This is a genomic window from Shewanella indica (genome assembly GCF_033842865.1).
In the GTDB taxonomy this organism is placed as follows: domain Bacteria; phylum Pseudomonadota; class Gammaproteobacteria; order Enterobacterales; family Shewanellaceae; genus Shewanella; species Shewanella indica.
In genome coordinates this window covers 1,517,702-1,533,421 of record NZ_JAWXXR010000001.1, presented here as the reverse complement: position 1 = coordinate 1,533,421, position 15,720 = coordinate 1,517,702, and the positions used below count along the sequence as shown (strand labels likewise).

Below are 15,720 nucleotides of genomic sequence, written 5' to 3'. Positions count from 1 at the left end.
CCGATAAAAAACGCGCCGAAAAGCGCGTTTTTTTCATTTTATTTCAATCAGTTGCTGGTGCCATTGTTCAAACATTCCCCGGCTGATATTGGCTTCTTTCAACAAGGCGTCCAGCAATTCCGGAGGCAACTTATCCTCTTCCACCAGCATAGAACATTCACTGAGCAGATTGGCTTGCCAAATCAGCTGGCTTAAACGATTTTCCGGCTTGGCACCGACATTGGCCAAAGGTTGCAATACAGTCTCAAATGCCTTGGGCAACTGCCAACAACTCACCAGCAGACTACTCAATGACAGGGAGCGCGCCGTCATCACCTGACGGAACAGCCAGGACTTGGGCTGCTCACCAGGCTCGGCTTGAATAAAGGCATCGAGCAGTAGTTTGAAGATAGCTATCTTGCCAACATCGTGCAGCAGCCCCACCATAAAAGCAGTATCAGGTTCTTCGGTTTCCAATTCTCCGGCCAGGAAAGCCACCTGCAGTGAATGGCGCCACAAATGGGCCCCAAAGCGGCGAAAGTAGATGGGTTTGATATCTATCATCTCTTTCATCATGCAGGTGGTCACTATCCGTCTCAACCTGTTGCTGCCCAGTTGAACCAAAGCCTGCTGAAGACTGGTTATCTGCCGCTCGTTGCGGCGAAAAGCCGCCGAGTTACAGATGCGGATCACCTCGGCACTCAACACGGGATCTTGTTGAATAAGCGCGACTATATCCTGATTATCAAATTCAGGATCGCTGAGTTTACTGTCCAGCTCCAGCATTCGGCCAGGGATCTGCAATACAGAATCGGCAATCTGCTGCGGTGAGGCCAGAGCCAGCTCAATGTCGCTCATGACCCGCTTTTCGAGTTTATTGGCTACGCCACCGCTATTTTGACTGCTGACGGAGAACAGTAAACTGTAAAATAGCGCCGTAGCATCAACGGCGGTCACCAACTCATCGCTCTCGGTGGCTGTCTCCCGGGAGCGGCTCAAGGTTTTCCGCTCATGCTTGATATTGGGCGGGGCTTCGTTGAAGCTTTTCGGTCGCTCTACTTCAACCTTTTCCCTGAGATTAAACAGTTTCCTGAAGAGTCTTATCAATTGATTTCCTGCGCAATTATTCCACCCAAGATGGTTCAGTATAATCGCTATTTAACAAAGTAAACGCGGCGAACATCCAATAAAAAAGGAAGGCCAGAAGCCTTCCTTTTAAAGATAATAAGCAGTTTGATTAAATGTCGAGGTTAGCCACGTTGAGGGCGTTGGCCTCAATAAAGTCGCGTCTTGGCTCAACCTGATCGCCCATCAGAGTGGTAAACAGCTGATCAGCGGCAATCGCATCTTCAATGGTAACCTGCAACATGCGACGGCTCTCTGGATCCATGGTGGTTTCCCATAGCTGCTCAGGGTTCATTTCACCCAGTCCTTTATAGCGCTGGATATAGAGACCGCGCTTGGACTCGGCTATCAGCCAGTCAAGAGCTTCAACAAAACTGCTGACCTCTTTAACCCTCTCACCGCGTTTAACATAGCCACCGTCTTCAATCAGATCACAGATCTGCTCACCCAGCTTGGCAATGCGCTCATAATCGCTGGAATGGAAGAAGTCATAACCAAACAGATAATGGGTATCTATGCCGTGTTTGCGCACAATGAGCTGCGGCAGATACACCTTACGCTCAGGATCCAGCACAGTTTCCATCTTGTAGATCACGCCGCCGTTCTCTTCATCTTCAAGATCCTGCAGCAGCCCGTTGCACCAAGTGGTCATAGCGGCTTCGTCGGCCAACATTTCGGCTGTCACCCGTGGACGATACAGCATGCGGTTGGTCACATTGGTTGGATAACGTTTTTCCAAGCGCTCAATGATGGCTTCCACTTCACGATATTGGTAAACCAGACGCTCCAGGCCTTCACCAGACATAGCCGGTGCATCCTTGGATGGATAGATGCTGCCGCCATCCAAAGCCTGAGTGGTCAAGTATTCAGTCAATGCCGGTTCATCTTTCAGATATTGCTCCTGCTTGCCTTTTTTCACTTTGAACAAAGGAGGTTGAGCAATATAAACAAAGCCACGTTCGATCAGCTCTGGCATCTGACGGAAAAAGAAGGTCAACAGCAGCGTACGAATGTGCGAGCCGTCGACGTCAGCATCCGTCATGATGATGATGTAGTGGTAACGGGTCTTGTCCGGATCATATTCATCACGGCCGATACCACAGCCAAGGGCGGTGATAAGAGTGGCCACTTCCTGAGAAGACAGCATCTTGTCGAAGCGAGCCTTCTCTACGTTAAGAATTTTACCCTTGAGTGGCAAAATAGCCTGGTTCTTTCTGTTTCGGCCCTGTTTGGCACTACCGCCGGCCGAATCACCCTCCACTATGTAGATTTCAGAAAGACCTGGGTCTTTTTCCTGACAGTCTGCCAATTTACCCGGCAAACCACCTAAATCCAAAGCACCTTTACGGCGGGTCATCTCGCGCGCTTTTCGGGCCGCTTCACGGGCGCGGGCAGCATCGATAATCTTGCCAACAATCATCTTGGCATCGGCTGGGTTTTCCAGCAGATAGTCATTCAGCTTCTCACCCATGGTCTGTTCCACGGCGCCTTTGACCTCACTGGAAACCAGCTTGTCTTTGGTCTGGGAGCTGAACTTGGGATCCGGAACCTTCACAGATACCACCGCGGTCAGACCTTCACGGGCATCGTCACCTGTGGCGTTGGTCTTGCCCTTCTTGTTGAAGCCTTCCTTCTCCATGTAGTTGTTCAGGTTACGGGTCAATGCCGCCCGGAAACCTGCCAAGTGAGTACCACCATCACGCTGGGGAATGTTGTTGGTAAAACAGAAAATGCTTTCCTGAAAACCGTCATTCCACTGCATTGCCACTTCGACAGTAATGCCATCTTCCCGCTCTTGAGAAAAATGGAAAACATCCTTATTCACCGGAGTCTTGTTGCGGTTCAGGTATTCTACGAAGGCCTTGATACCGCCCTCATAATGGAATAATTCATCTTTGTTGTCGCGCTCGTCAACCAGACGAATACCCACGCCGGAGTTCAGGAATGACAGCTCGCGAATACGTTTGGCCAGCAGCTCATAATGAAACTCGGTATCAGTAAAGGTTTCATGGCTGGGCCAGAAACGAATTTCAGTACCTGTCTTAGTCGCTTCACCGATTTCCTTGATAGGCTCTTGCGGCTCACCATGTTTGTAAAACTGCTCATAAACCTTGCCATCGCGGCGAATAGTCAGTTGCAGTTTTTCCGACAGTGCGTTAACCACGGATACACCCACACCGTGCAAACCACCGGAAACTTTATAGGAGTTGTCATCGAACTTACCGCCGGCGTGCAGCACTGTCATAATAACCTGAGCTGCCGATACTCCTTCTTCAGGGTGAATGGCAACCGGAATACCACGACCATCATCTTTTACAGAGACAGAACCATCAACATGAATGGTGATCACTATGTCACTGCAGTGGCCCGCCAAAGCTTCATCGATAGAGTTATCGACGACTTCGAATACCATGTGATGCAGACCCGTGCCATCGTCGGTATCACCAATATACATCCCAGGTCTTTTACGTACCGCATCAAGGCCCTTAAGGACCTTAATACTCGAAGAATCGTAACTGTTCTCTGACATATTATTCTCTCATCGGTTATTCAATGACCGTTACCCGCCCCTGTTCCACCTGAAAAATTCGGCTGGGGGGCGTGCTTAATGAATCTGATATTGCCGCCGGGTCAATCGCAGTGACAAACACTTGCGCCCCGGTTTCGCTCAACTGCCGCAGCAATAACTTCCTGTGTTTCGCATCCAGCTCTGACGGCAGATCGTCGACCAGATAGATACTATTCTTATCTATTTGTTGTTTAAGTAACTTTCCCTGTGCTATTCGTAATGCACACACCAACAACTTCAGCTGACCACGAGACAAAGCATCCTGAGCAGGCAAATTACCCACTCTGAGTCTCAAATCAGCTTTATGGGGGCCACTGACAGTGTGCCCCATGGATAGATCCCGGGAATAAGACGCCTGCAACAGGGCCGCAAACTCAGTTTTACTATCCCAACCACGGGTAAAAGAAACCTTGATATCAACCTGTGGTAGAAACTCCCCGATTATACCCTTAAGTAGTTCATTTAACGAGTCTACATATGCCTTTCGTATCTCAGTGACCAACTCGGAGTAACGGACAAAATCCCGGTCCCAGAATGCGATTTGCTGATAGGCAGCACCATCCTTAAGTAACTGATTACGCTGTTTAAGGATTCTTCTTACATTAACCCAAGCCTGATAAAACTGCGGATCACAATGAAAGGCGCCCCAGTCGATAAACTGACGCCTGGCCTTAGGGCCTTCAAACAGCAGCGAAAAGCTCTCTGGAGTTATCACCTGGATCGGAAGAGTGTCGGCCAGCACAGACAGGCGCTTTATCTTCTCGCCATCCATTCTGACCTCGGTTTCGCCGCTGCGAAACCGTCGCAGTCCCAACTTACTGTCACCGGAGGGCAGGTTCAAATTGGCAAACAGGGTCAACTGATCCTGTTGGTTATTGATCACCCTCTGAGACAGATGACTGCGAAATGAACGTCCCATCCCCAGAAAGTAAATCGCCTCCAGGACACTGGTTTTGCCACTGCCATTTTGGCCGTAAATAAGATTCAGCCCAGTGCCGGGAAGCAGTTGGGCTGAATCGATATTACGAAAAGCTTGGATATTGAGACGAGTTAGACTCATTTAAGGCCCAAAGTCGCCCCTAGAGGCGCATCGGCATCACCACGTACATGGAGTCTTCCTCGACGTGGTTTTCAATCAAGGCACTGGAGTTACCGTCACTGAGGGTAATCCTGACTTCGTCGGCCTTGAGGCCATTGAGCACATCCAGCAGATAAGAGACGTTAAAGCCAATTTCGAGCGGCTGACCGGCATAATCCACATCGATGATCTCTTCGGCTTCTTCCTGCTCCGGGTTATTGGCGGTAATCTTGAGTAGCGCATTTTCCAGCTGCACCCTGACACCGCGGAATTTCTCATTGGACAGGATAGATGCCCGCAATAGTGCTTGTTTAAGCTGATTACGACTGGCCAGCACTATCTTGTCACCACCCTTGGGCAATACCCGACGATAATCCGGGAAGCGGCCGTCCACCAGCTTACTGGTGAACACGGCACTGGCGGTAGTAGCACGAATGGCGTTATCACCAATGGCAATATGGATATCCTGATCCTCACTGTCCAGCAGGCGAGCCAGCTCCATCACCCCTTTACGAGGCACGATCACCTGATTTTCCGGCAAAGAGGCTGCTATCTCTCTGTGACTCAGAGCCAAGCGGTGGCCGTCTGTTGCAATGGCGCGCAGTACATTACCCTCGGTTTCCAGCAGCAAGCCGTTGAGGTAGTAACGCACATCCTGGTTGGCCATGGAAAACTGAGTAGCATCTATCAGTGACTTGAGTGTGCCCTGCTTGAGGCTAAATTCGATGGCAGGCTGGAAACTCTCGACATTGGGGTATTCTTCTGCCGGTAGCGTCGCCAATGAGAAACGGCTGCGACCGCTGCGAAGCAGCCACTTGTTTTCCTGCTGTTCGATTTTGATTTCGCTCTGCTCAGGCAGTGACTTGACGATATCGAGCAGTTTCTTGGCCGGCACTGTGGTGCGACCTTCCTGCACTTCGCCACTCACCTCGGCACTGCCGACCAGTTCCACCTCAAGATCTGTACCCGTCATCTTGAGTGAGTGATTGCTTACTTCCACCAGGAGGTTTGCCAGAATGGGCAAGTTATGGCGTCTTTCCACCGCGCCACTGACCAACTGGAGCGGCTTTAATAGGGCATCCCTATCGATCGAAAATTTCATGGTCCTGTTCCCTGATTAAGAAGATAAGGTTCTAATCAAGTTGGCATAATCTTCTTTAATGTCGTGACTCTCTTCCCGCAGCTGCGCAATCTTGCGGCAAGCATGCAGCACAGTTGTATGGTCACGGCCACCAAAGGCATCACCTATCTCAGGTAAGCTCTGATTGGTTAATTCTTTAGACAATGCCATGGCCATCTGCCTCGGTCTCGCCACACTGCGGGAACGGCGCTTGGACAGCATATCGGCCATCTTGATCTTGTAGTATTCAGCCACTGTTTTCTGAATGTTGTCTATAGTGACTAATTTTTCCTGCAGAGCCAAGAGGTCACGCAAGGCTTCGCGCACAAAATCAATGGTTATTGGCCGACCGGTAAAGTTGGCATTGGCGATAACCCGGTTCAATGCCCCTTCCAATTCACGCACGTTGGAACGTAAACGCTTGGCAATGAAGAAGGCCACTTCATCCGGCAAGTTGATCCCGCTCTCCTGCGCCTTGCGCATCAAAATGGCGACCCGGGTTTCCAGCTCCGGCGGCTCAATGGCCACGGTAAGACCCCAGCCAAAGCGCGACTTGAGTCGATCTTCCACACCATCGATCTCTTTCGGATAACGATCCGATGTCAAAATGATCTGGTGATTGCCCTCAAGCAAGGCATTAAAAGTATGGAAAAACTCTTCCTGGGATCTATCTTTATTGGCAAAGAACTGAATGTCATCAATAAACAGGGCATCTACGCTACGGTAGTAACGCTTGAAGTCTTCAATGGCATTATTTTGCAGCGCTTTGACCATGTCTTGAACAAAACGCTCGGAATGCATATAAACCACTTTGGCGTTGGGATTATTCTTGATAATGCCGTTGCCTACGGCGTGCAACAGGTGAGTCTTACCCAGACCGGTACCGCCATACAAAAACAGAGGGTTATAGGCACCACCCGGGTTTTCTGCCACCTGCAATGCGGCCGCCTTACCCAGTTGGTTAGACTTACCTTCAACAAAGTTGTCAAACTGGTAAGTGGGATTAATATTACTGCGATAACTGTGGTTTACAGCCGGTTCAGCAGCAGTGTTAAAGGTTGCACCTTTACCGGCTGCACTCTTGGGCGCGCTGACAGACGCCTTGGTCGCAGTTGGGGCCTGTACCTGGGGCTTGGCCGACGGACGGCTACCAATATCAAACCTGAGTTTCGGTGCATCATTGCCCAAATGCTCAGTAAAAAACTGATTGATAATGTTGAGATATTTATCTCTAACCCAGTCAAGCACGAACCGGTTGGGCGCATAGAGCACCAGGGTATCCCCATCCATTTCGGCTTGTAACGGTCTGATCCACATACTGAATTGTTGAGCAGAAAGCTCATCTTGTAGTCGTCCGATACATTGCTGCCAAAGTGAAACCGCCACGTACTTATCCCCAAAAGATCGCCTCGAAAGGAGGGTATTCTATAGTGAGATCTGAATAATCGCTATCCTTTAAGTGTAATTATCCCCAGGCAGATCCCAACAGTCAGATCTGTCGGATCCAGATCGATCCCCCAGGATCCGCTATTTGGCGAGACGGTTAAAATCCCGCTTTATAAAGCGATCCACCCTGATCTATAATCAACACCCGCCGATCTGCCAAGATATTAATGGATCCACAAGATGTAGTGTCCGTACACAGAGTTATCCACATCTTGTGGTGACCTCTGCTCAACAGATCGCGAAAATGCCGAGATAAATTACCTTGAGAGGGGCTGCACGTGTTGACTGCCTTGACTAAAGTGATTACAATTCGGCCTCTTTTTTGCCCTTACCTCAAACAGAGATAAGGTAAATTCACTAACAAAGACGGATTGCCATCATGAGTAAACGTACTTTTCAACCTAGCAACCTGAAGCGCAAGCGTTCTCACGGCTTCCGCGCTCGTATGGCTACAGCGAACGGCCGTAAGGTACTGGCTCGTCGCCGTGCCAAAGGTCGCGCTCGTCTGTCTGCTTAATTGCGAGTAGACAACTAGGTGACTCGTTACACCTTTACGCGGGAGTTACGCTTGCTAACTCCCGCGCAATTCAAAACCGTATTTACCAACCCCATTAAAGCCTCCTCAGCTGAAATAACCCTGCTTGCTGTACCCAATGAGATGCAACATCCGCGTCTGGGACTCACAGTGGCCAAACGCCATGTAAAGAGAGCCAATCAACGCAATCGTATCAAGCGGGTGATCCGGGATAGCTTCCGCCTCAATCAACATGATTTGCCACCACTGGATATTGTAGTGCTGGTGCGCGGCGGTGTGCTGGATATGGATAATGAACAGCTCAGAAAGCTGGTAGAAAAGTTATGGCGCAAACTCAGTCGCCGTTTCAATGGCTGATAATTAAGGCTATCAGAGCCTACCAACTCCTTATCAGCCCTCTGCTGGGGCCTCGTTGTCGCTTTAATCCAACCTGCTCTCACTACGCCATAGAAGCGGTGCGAGTGCACGGAACGATTAAAGGGAGTTGGTTTGCAATCAAACGCATATTAAAATGTCACCCTTTACATCCGGGCGGCAGTGATCCCGTCCCCCCTAAAAATGACAGGTGTAATAAATAGGCTATGGAATCTCAACGCAATTTACTGCTTATCGGCTTGCTGTTTGTCAGCTTCTTGCTGTGGCAACAATGGCAAACCGATAAAGCACCCAAACCCGCTGTAACTGAAAATACAGTTGCCACTTCCGTTCAAGAGACAACTCACAGCGCTGACGTTCCGGTTGCCGAATCAGGCATGCCAGAAGAAACAGCCGTGGCGTCCAAAGATCTTATCAGAGTCACCACAGATCAACTGGATGTGCTGATCAACCCTGTCGGCGGTGACATTGTTCATGCGGCTCTGGTTTCTCATAAACTGGAGCTGAACAAAGACGAGCCCTTCGTCCTGTTGGAACAGAAGCCGGGGTTTGTATACATAGCCCAGAGTGGCCTGATGGGCAGCGGCGGTACAGACAGTACCAAGGGCCGTGCTACCTACTCAGCCAGCGCCAAAGAATTTACTCTTGCCGATGGTCAGGACACACTGACTGTTCCATTGAGTTACACAGCAGCAAACGGCGCCAAGTACACCAAGATCTACACCTTCCACAAAGGCCAGTTTGCCGTAGACGTTGATTACAAGATTGACAACACCACATCTGAGCCACTGCAGGTTCAGATGTACGGTCAGATAAAACAGACCATCAAGCCTTCAGACAGCAGCATGATGATGCCTACTTATCGTGGTGCGGCCTTCTCAACTGCCGATATCCGCTACGAAAAGTATAACTTTGAAGATATCCAGGAAAAGAACCTGGAGAAGAAGACTGAAGGTGGCTGGGCCGCCATGCTGCAACACTACTTTGTGTCAGCCTGGGTTCCACCAAAGAATGAAACCAACACCATATTTACCAGAGATAGTTCAGGTACCGCCAACATTGGCTTCATGGGCGAGAAAAAGACAGTTGCCCCAGGCACTGAAATGACCCTGAGCGCCGACTTCTACGTAGGTCCAAAGGATCAGGCCGCCCTGTCCGAGCTGTCTGACACCCTTAACCTGGTTGTGGATTATGGCTTCCTCTGGTGGCTGGCAGTGCCTATCTACAAGCTGCTGATGTTCTTCCAATCCATCGTGGGTAACTGGGGTGTGGCCATCATACTGATCACCCTGACGGTGCGCGGTATTCTATTCCCGCTGACCAAGGCGCAATACACCTCTATGGCCAAGATGCGTAACCTGCAACCAAAACTGCAGGAGCTAAAGGACAGATTCGGTGATGATCGCCAGAAGATGGGCCAGGCCATGATGGAGCTGTACAAGAAGGAAAAAGTGAACCCTATGGGTGGCTGTCTGCCTATCTTGCTGCAAATGCCTATCTTTATTGCCCTTTACTGGGTACTGATGGAAGGCGTGGAACTGCGCCATGCGCCATTCATGCTGTGGATTGACGATCTGTCGGTACAGGATCCTTACTACATCCTGCCGCTGCTGATGGGTGTCTCCATGTTCCTGATGCAAAAAATGCAGCCAATGGCACCGACCATGGATCCTATGCAGCAGAAGATGATGCAATGGATGCCGGTCATCTTTACCGTATTCTTCCTCTGGTTCCCATCCGGTCTGGTACTCTACTGGTTGGTGGGTAACATAGTTGCCATTATCCAGCAGAAGATTATCTATGCCGGCCTGGAGAAAAAAGGCTTAAAATAAGCCGATTTCGGGTCAAATGATCAAGGGCGGCCTAAGGGTCGCCTTTTGTTTTTTATAAATACGTTTTCAAGGGTTAATGCAGTGACAACAGATACTATCGTGGCGCAGGCCACCGCTCCAGGCCGCGGTGGTGTAGGCATAGTCAGAGTTTCGGGGCCCAAGGCCCAAGCCGTTGCACAGGCATTGCTGGGCCATCAGCCCAAGCCAAGATATGCCGATTACTGTGACTTCAAGGGAAGTCAGGGAGAAGTGCTGGATCAGGGTATAGCCCTGTTCTTCAAAGGCCCCAATTCTTTTACCGGTGAAGATGTGCTGGAACTTCAGGGCCATGGTGGTCAAATCGTCATGGACATGCTGATCAAAAGAGTCCTGGAAGTCGAAGGACTCCGCTTGGCACGCCCGGGGGAATTCAGCGAACAGGCCTTTATGAATGACAAACTGGATCTGACCCAAGCAGAAGCGATAGCCGATCTCATCGATGCCACCAGCGAACAGGCCGCCAAGAGCGCCCTGCAATCACTTCAGGGCGAGTTTTCCCGCGAAGTGCATGAGCTGGTGGAACAGGTTACCAACCTGCGCCTCTATGTCGAGGCCGCCATCGACTTCCCAGATGAAGAGGTAGACTTCCTCTCTGATGGCAAGATTGCCAATGCCCTTTATCGCATCATAGATAAACTGGACTTGGTACAAGCCAGTGCCAAACAGGGCGCCATCATCCGCGAAGGGATGAAAGTAGTGATAGCCGGCCGCCCCAACGCCGGTAAGTCCAGTCTGCTCAACGCCCTGGCGGGAAAAGAGTCGGCGATTGTCACCGAAATAGCCGGCACCACAAGGGATGTATTGCGGGAGCATATCCACTTGGATGGCATGCCGCTGCATGTCATAGACACCGCCGGCCTGCGCGACACTACTGACACAGTGGAACAAATAGGCATAGAAAGAGCCTGGGCCGAAATCGCCACCGCCGACAGAGTGCTGTTTATGGTAGATGGCACAGAAACCCAAGCCGTTGATCCCCATGAAATCTGGCCGGACTTTATTGATCGCCTGCCGGAAAACCTCGGCGTCACTGTGGTACGCAATAAGGCGGATCTGACCGGTGAGTCACTGAGCCCCGGCGAAGAGAAAGGCTATGACGTCTTTAGGATCTCAGCCAAAACCGGGCTCGGGGTCGATGCACTGAAACAGCACCTCAAGAACCTGATGGGCTATCAGAGTAACCTGGAAGGCGGTTTTATCGCCCGTCGCCGTCACCTGGAAGCCTTGGAAGTCGCCGGTGAACATCTACAGCAAGGCAAAGTACAGCTGGAAGTCTATCAGGCAGGTGAGCTGCTGGCCGAAGAACTGCGCATGACTCAACAGGCTCTGGCCGAAATCACCGGCCAATTCACCTCGGACGATCTGCTGGGGAGAATTTTTTCCAGCTTCTGTATCGGGAAGTAAAGCGGGCAAATAACGGAAAATAACAGCAAACGATAGCAGATAACCCACTGATTTTATTAGTACGTCATTTGCCGTTTGTTGCCAAATCTAGCCCCCAGTTGGGCCCCAATGACATGATAAATGCCGTATTGGGGACCAATTGGGGGCTAAAATGAAAATTTCCATTGAAAAACGAACACTTAGAACTGACGGCACACGCTCACTAGGCTTAGTTTATGACTATGGCTACACCACAAATATACAAGGTGAACGCCAAAATAAACGTAAACGCAGCTAAGAAACCTTAAACCTGTACGTTCACGACAAACCTAAAACACCCACCCACTTATAAATATCTTCGTCTGCCAGCTATGGTACAAAGACCTGTCAGAGCAACAGCCAGAGTAAAGTCATCTGCAATTATGTGGTCTATTTCCCTACGTAACCAACGGGTTAACCTCACCGTTGATGACAGTACAATGTAACCGGCTGCGAAGGTTCAGTGGGTTACTTTTTGTCAGAGCGGAGCACCAGCTCCACACGGCGATTCAGCCGCTGGCCTGCTTCGTTGGCATTGCTGGCAACGGGGCTGTACTCGCCATTGCCATGGGCTGCTAATTGGCTGGCGGGGATCAGGTATTGCTCGGTGAGCTGTTTTATCACTGCCGCCGCTCGGCGCTGTGACAGGCTCTGGTTATAGCGGTTGTCGCCCTTATCGTCGGTGTGGCCGACCACGTAAAAATCCAGCTTCGGGTGCTGCTTAAGATAGCTTGCCAGTACTTCCAGCACTGGCTTGGACTCTGACAGCATCTGGTCACTGTCGTAATCGAACAGCAGGCCTTCCAGAGTAGCCTTGCCGGATTGGGTAATGGCCTTGGTGAGAGCATCGAGGTCAATGACAACCCTGTCATCTTTCAGTGCCGAAAGCTCCATCACTCGCACAGTGGTGTCTGCCGGCGTGCCATCGTAGCGGCCCTGGGCATAAATATCGAAATACACATCACCACCAGGGCGGCTCAGTTTAAATAGCTGATAGTCCTGCCATTCATCGGTGTTAACATCCTGATGTAACCCCATGGACTTTATCAATTCGGCATCGTCACCACAGGCTTTACCCTCGCAATGGAATACGGACTCAGCGGCCAGCTTGTTGGCTGCGGCGGCGTAGTTACTGCTGATTTCAAACAGCGAGTATTCCTCTGGCATCCGATAACGTATCTCGGTGAGTTTGGCATTGAGTGGCTGGGTCTGATAACCGGCTGCAGATATGCCGACAATCACAGGGACTTGGGTAAAATTGGTTTGCTTGTAGCGACTAATGAAACTGCCGGGCATGCGGCCAAGCAGCGGATGATCTGCCGAGTCCTGACTATCTTCACTGCGTCTATCTTTTATCTCCACCTCTTGTGGATCCTGCTGTAAAAACGCCGGGTTTGCCTCAATCAGATCCAGTGGCTCGGGAATACTCTCAAGGGTCACAAGCTGTACCTTGGTGTAACGGTCCTCACGGTGAAAAGCATAGATGACGCTGTAAACATCCCCGCTGGAACCTGTTAGTTTTGCCGCCACGTATGCGCCGAGATAACTGGTATCTACGGTTATCCTAGGTGCCAACTGGTCCCTTAGGACATAGGGATCACCGCAGGCTTCCTGCTGGCATAGAAACACTATCTCAGCATTTATTTTTTTAAGTTGTGCCAAATAGTTATTGATAACAAGCTCCAGCGTATAGCTGTCTGGGAGCTCGAAGCTGTGTTGAGTCAGTTTTCCTGACACAGGCAAAACGGAGAGCTTGTCTCCATCAACGGCAGTAATGAGATCAAATGGCGTAAAATGAATGCGTTTTTCTGCGGGATATTTGGCATCAGGGAAAGTGCCGAAAAGCGTACTGGCAGAGGCACTGAAGGCAGTAACAACCAAAAATACTGCACTCAATAAAGTATTTTGTCCCATAAAAAAATCCTTTTCAGCGGGCGAATCTTACTTTAGCGTATTAATTAAGAGAGTAGGATGATACGATAAAACAATTAAAGTGTCAGCCTTCGTATTTGTTTCAGCTGAATATTATATGGATATACGAAATGGATATACGAACTCGCACCAGTATACGCCTGGAGGGAGAGGTTTTTGACTTACAGTCTGAGTTAAAGCAGTTTTACCTTGCGAATGGTCGGTGTTTACGCAAAGCATTATCATACACGGATGAACAGCATATCAATAGCGTGGTTTTTGTAGATTGAACACAAAAGCCAGAGCCCTGCGTATCTTCGACGCGAAAGCCCTCTACAGCCTATATAGTGATAGTCAATAACCTCGATACTCAAATCGAAGTCGAATTACTGCGGACAGGGTTTCACGGCCAATTGATAAGAAATAGTTCTTTAGTGTTGCGCGAATTCAACTCCGAAGTGCACCACTCGCTAAATTAGGCTGCCTTGCGTAATTCATTGAATACCGCAATAGGTTGCCTGAAGCCGAGGCACTTTCTCGGTCTGGCATTTAATGTCCGTTCAATCTCACTAATTTGCCTATCTGTTACCGTCCGCAAATCGGTGCCTTTCCGTATGTATTGCCGCAGCAAACCGTTGAAGTTTTCATTCAGTCCGCGTTCCCAGGACGAATAAGGGTTAGCGAAGTAGACATCCGTTTTAAGCTTTTCTGCGACCTGTTCGTGGTCACAGAACTCGCTGCCGTTGTCCGCAGTGATAGTTCGAACATAACCTCGATATTTCCACAGCATACCAACCATGGCCCGGGCCACATCGGCTGCGCTTTTCGCTGGCACTTTGCGTATCAGGTACAGCTTACTTTTTCGCTCAACCAGGCTGACAATCGCGCCCGTACCTTGCTTGCCCAGAACCGTGTCAGCTTCCCAGTCTCCGAACCGCTTTTTCTTGTTCACGATAGCGGGACGATGCTCTATGCCTACGCGATTCGGGATAATCACACGCTTCGCACGGTTACCTTTACGGTATCTTCGGTGACTCTGGCGTAGCTGTTTGTACAACTTGCCGCCGCATAATTTATCACGCTGGACATAGCCATAAATCCACTCGTGACTGACGTTATATCCGATGATTTTACCGACACCGGCTATTTGTTCCGGACTCCATTTCTCATTGAGACCGAACTCAACAAAGGTGATGGTCAGTCCAGATATTCTAGACTTCGCGGACTGACAACGGCGTTTTAGTGCCTTCGCCTGAGCGACTTCCGGCAAGTAATGGTTATCCCGAATTCGATTGCGATTTACTTCCCGGCTGATTGTGCTGTGGCTGACTTTCAGACGTTTTCCTATCTCCCGATAACTGAAACCCTCGCGTAAATAGGCCTCAATCTGGTATCGTTGTCCCTCGATCAACTGCTTGTAATTCATGGTAACTACTCATGTTTGTTTGGCGACTACAGAGTATCACCAACAGGCAGTTGATCTCTCCTCACCGTTTAACCATGAGTGGTGCACTTATTATCTGAATTCGGGTGCAGCTAACTGTTATCGATTTCCTTGTTAAAGAAGAGATGTACTTTTCACGAAAAGCACTTTCGCAATATGTTCTTAAAACATCATTTAAAAACAAGGTGGTCAGTTCTGAAAGAACGGCTCTTGATGTCACCCTGAAAGAACGGCAAATAGTGGATTGTATTTTTAAAGGAATAAGCAATCAGGAAATCGCAAATGCGCTGAATATTTCGCTAAACACTGTGAAAATGCATCTCCAAATATTTACAGAAAAAACAACCTTAAAGGGCGAATTCAATTAATGTCATCATACTAATTAATTAATCCTTTAAGGTGTAATGCCTGAGCAATTTTTATCCTCCGGAGTAATTGAGTCATAGATGGATTACTCTAATAATAACCGCGAAATTACTATCAATTGCTTCAAGGAGTGAAACTATTTTCCAACGTAAAATTCGCGGTCAGGGTATGACTGAATACATCGTAATTGTTGCTCTAATTGCCATTGCGGCTATCGGTGCGTTCACTATGTTTGGTGATGTGGTACGTAACCAAACGGCTTCTATGGCCGCTGAACTTTCAGGTAGTGCAAGTGAAACTAAGACTGCCAATAGTGAAGCTGAAAAAGCAGGTAAAAAAGCGGTAACTGACGCTGCCAAGGCTGGTGGCTTGAACGCTTACAACGAGACTGCTTCAAAGGCCAGTACTCGTAAGTAACCAGCACAAGTAAGGATAAAGGCCATTGTTATAAATGGCCTATTCCTGTTTCTGGATAAATA

Annotated in this window: 14 protein-coding genes; 7 read left to right on the top strand and 7 right to left on the bottom strand. The window is 49.4% G+C overall.

Annotation, left to right across the window (positions count from 1 at the left end; all coding sequences use genetic code 11):
- Positions 1-33: 33 nt before the first annotated feature.
- From SIL79_RS07130 to dnaA, 5 genes are all read right to left on the bottom strand, one after another.
- Entirely contained in the window at positions 34-1,086 is a 1,053-nt protein-coding gene (locus SIL79_RS07130; protein WP_319619089.1) for an HDOD domain-containing protein, read from the bottom strand.
- A gap of 130 nt (positions 1,087-1,216) precedes the next feature.
- Positions 1,217-3,634 carry a DNA topoisomerase (ATP-hydrolyzing) subunit B gene (gene gyrB / locus SIL79_RS07125; protein ID WP_144362098.1) on the bottom strand — a complete coding sequence of 806 codons (2,418 nt, stop codon included), beginning with the start codon at positions 3,632-3,634 and terminating at the stop codon, positions 1,217-1,219.
- 16 nt (positions 3,635-3,650) lie between these two features.
- On the bottom strand, positions 3,651-4,733 hold the full coding sequence (gene recF / locus SIL79_RS07120) for a DNA replication/repair protein RecF (RefSeq protein WP_039035679.1): 1,083 nt from the start codon (positions 4,731-4,733) through the stop codon (positions 3,651-3,653).
- 19 nt (positions 4,734-4,752) lie between these two features.
- A complete protein-coding gene (dnaN, locus tag SIL79_RS07115) occupies positions 4,753-5,853 on the bottom strand; it encodes a DNA polymerase III subunit beta (protein ID WP_028780941.1) in 1,101 nt (366 codons plus the stop codon).
- Positions 5,854-5,868: 15 nt separating this feature from the next.
- The gene (gene dnaA, locus SIL79_RS07110; RefSeq protein ID WP_039035678.1) at positions 5,869-7,257 is read right to left on the bottom strand and encodes a chromosomal replication initiator protein DnaA; all 1,389 of its coding nucleotides are present in this window, start codon (positions 7,255-7,257) and stop codon (positions 5,869-5,871) included.
- A gap of 439 nt (positions 7,258-7,696) precedes the next feature.
- Here dnaA and rpmH point away from each other — a divergent pair, with 439 nt between their 5' ends.
- From rpmH to mnmE, 5 genes are all read left to right on the top strand, one after another.
- On the top strand, positions 7,697-7,834 hold the full coding sequence (rpmH, locus tag SIL79_RS07105) for a 50S ribosomal protein L34 (protein WP_011758135.1): 138 nt from the start codon (positions 7,697-7,699) through the stop codon (positions 7,832-7,834).
- An 18-nt stretch (positions 7,835-7,852) separates the two neighbouring features.
- On the top strand, positions 7,853-8,209 hold the full coding sequence (gene rnpA, locus SIL79_RS07100) for a ribonuclease P protein component (protein WP_025889662.1): 357 nt from the start codon (positions 7,853-7,855) through the stop codon (positions 8,207-8,209).
- On the top strand, positions 8,176-8,430 hold the full coding sequence (gene yidD, locus SIL79_RS07095; protein WP_081737191.1) for a membrane protein insertion efficiency factor YidD: 255 nt from the start codon (positions 8,176-8,178) through the stop codon (positions 8,428-8,430). The genes rnpA and yidD overlap by 34 nt, the downstream gene beginning before the upstream one ends.
- A 3-nt stretch (positions 8,431-8,433) precedes the next feature.
- Entirely contained in the window at positions 8,434-10,059 is a 1,626-nt protein-coding gene (gene yidC, locus SIL79_RS07090; protein WP_039035677.1) for a membrane protein insertase YidC, read from the top strand.
- 81 nt (positions 10,060-10,140) lie between these two features.
- A complete protein-coding gene (mnmE, locus tag SIL79_RS07085; RefSeq protein WP_071476697.1) occupies positions 10,141-11,502 on the top strand; it encodes a tRNA uridine-5-carboxymethylaminomethyl(34) synthesis GTPase MnmE in 1,362 nt (453 codons plus the stop codon).
- Between the two features lie 486 nt (positions 11,503-11,988).
- Here mnmE and SIL79_RS07080 read toward each other — a convergent pair whose 3' ends face one another.
- Positions 11,989-13,434, bottom strand: a complete 1,446-nt coding sequence (locus tag SIL79_RS07080; RefSeq protein ID WP_162207248.1) for an OmpA family protein — start codon at positions 13,432-13,434, stop codon at positions 11,989-11,991.
- 472 nt (positions 13,435-13,906) lie between these two features.
- Positions 13,907-14,857, bottom strand: coding sequence for an IS30 family transposase (locus SIL79_RS07075; RefSeq protein WP_319619088.1), 951 nt, complete (start codon positions 14,855-14,857; stop codon positions 13,907-13,909).
- A 104-nt stretch (positions 14,858-14,961) separates the two neighbouring features.
- Here SIL79_RS07075 and SIL79_RS07070 point away from each other — a divergent pair, with 104 nt between their 5' ends.
- The gene (locus SIL79_RS07070; protein WP_162207295.1) at positions 14,962-15,243 is read left to right on the top strand and encodes a LuxR C-terminal-related transcriptional regulator; all 282 of its coding nucleotides are present in this window, start codon (positions 14,962-14,964) and stop codon (positions 15,241-15,243) included.
- A 166-nt stretch (positions 15,244-15,409) separates the two neighbouring features.
- Entirely contained in the window at positions 15,410-15,658 is a 249-nt protein-coding gene (locus SIL79_RS07065; RefSeq protein ID WP_144362101.1) for a pilus assembly protein, read from the top strand.
- Positions 15,659-15,720 lie beyond the last annotated feature (62 nt).

What these genes read in the sequence shown, in the direction of transcription:
- gyrB (WP_144362098.1), bottom strand. Translation starts at nt 3,634, where the DNA reads ATGTCAGAGAACAGTTACGATTCTTCGAGTATTAAGGTCCTTAAGGGC.
- recF (WP_039035679.1), bottom strand. Translation starts at nt 4,733, where the DNA reads ATGAGTCTAACTCGTCTCAATATCCAAGCTTTTCGTAATATCGATTCA.
- dnaN (WP_028780941.1), bottom strand. Translation starts at nt 5,853, where the DNA reads ATGAAATTTTCGATCGATAGGGATGCCCTATTAAAGCCGCTCCAGTTG.
- rpmH (WP_011758135.1), top strand. Translation starts at nt 7,697, where the DNA reads ATGAGTAAACGTACTTTTCAACCTAGCAACCTGAAGCGCAAGCGTTCT.
- yidD (WP_081737191.1), top strand. Translation starts at nt 8,176, where the DNA reads ATGGCGCAAACTCAGTCGCCGTTTCAATGGCTGATAATTAAGGCTATC.
- yidC (WP_039035677.1), top strand. Translation starts at nt 8,434, where the DNA reads ATGGAATCTCAACGCAATTTACTGCTTATCGGCTTGCTGTTTGTCAGC.
- SIL79_RS07080 (WP_162207248.1), bottom strand. Translation starts at nt 13,434, where the DNA reads ATGGGACAAAATACTTTATTGAGTGCAGTATTTTTGGTTGTTACTGCC.
- SIL79_RS07075 (WP_319619088.1), bottom strand. Translation starts at nt 14,857, where the DNA reads ATGAATTACAAGCAGTTGATCGAGGGACAACGATACCAGATTGAGGCC.
- SIL79_RS07065 (WP_144362101.1), top strand. Translation starts at nt 15,410, where the DNA reads ATGACTGAATACATCGTAATTGTTGCTCTAATTGCCATTGCGGCTATC.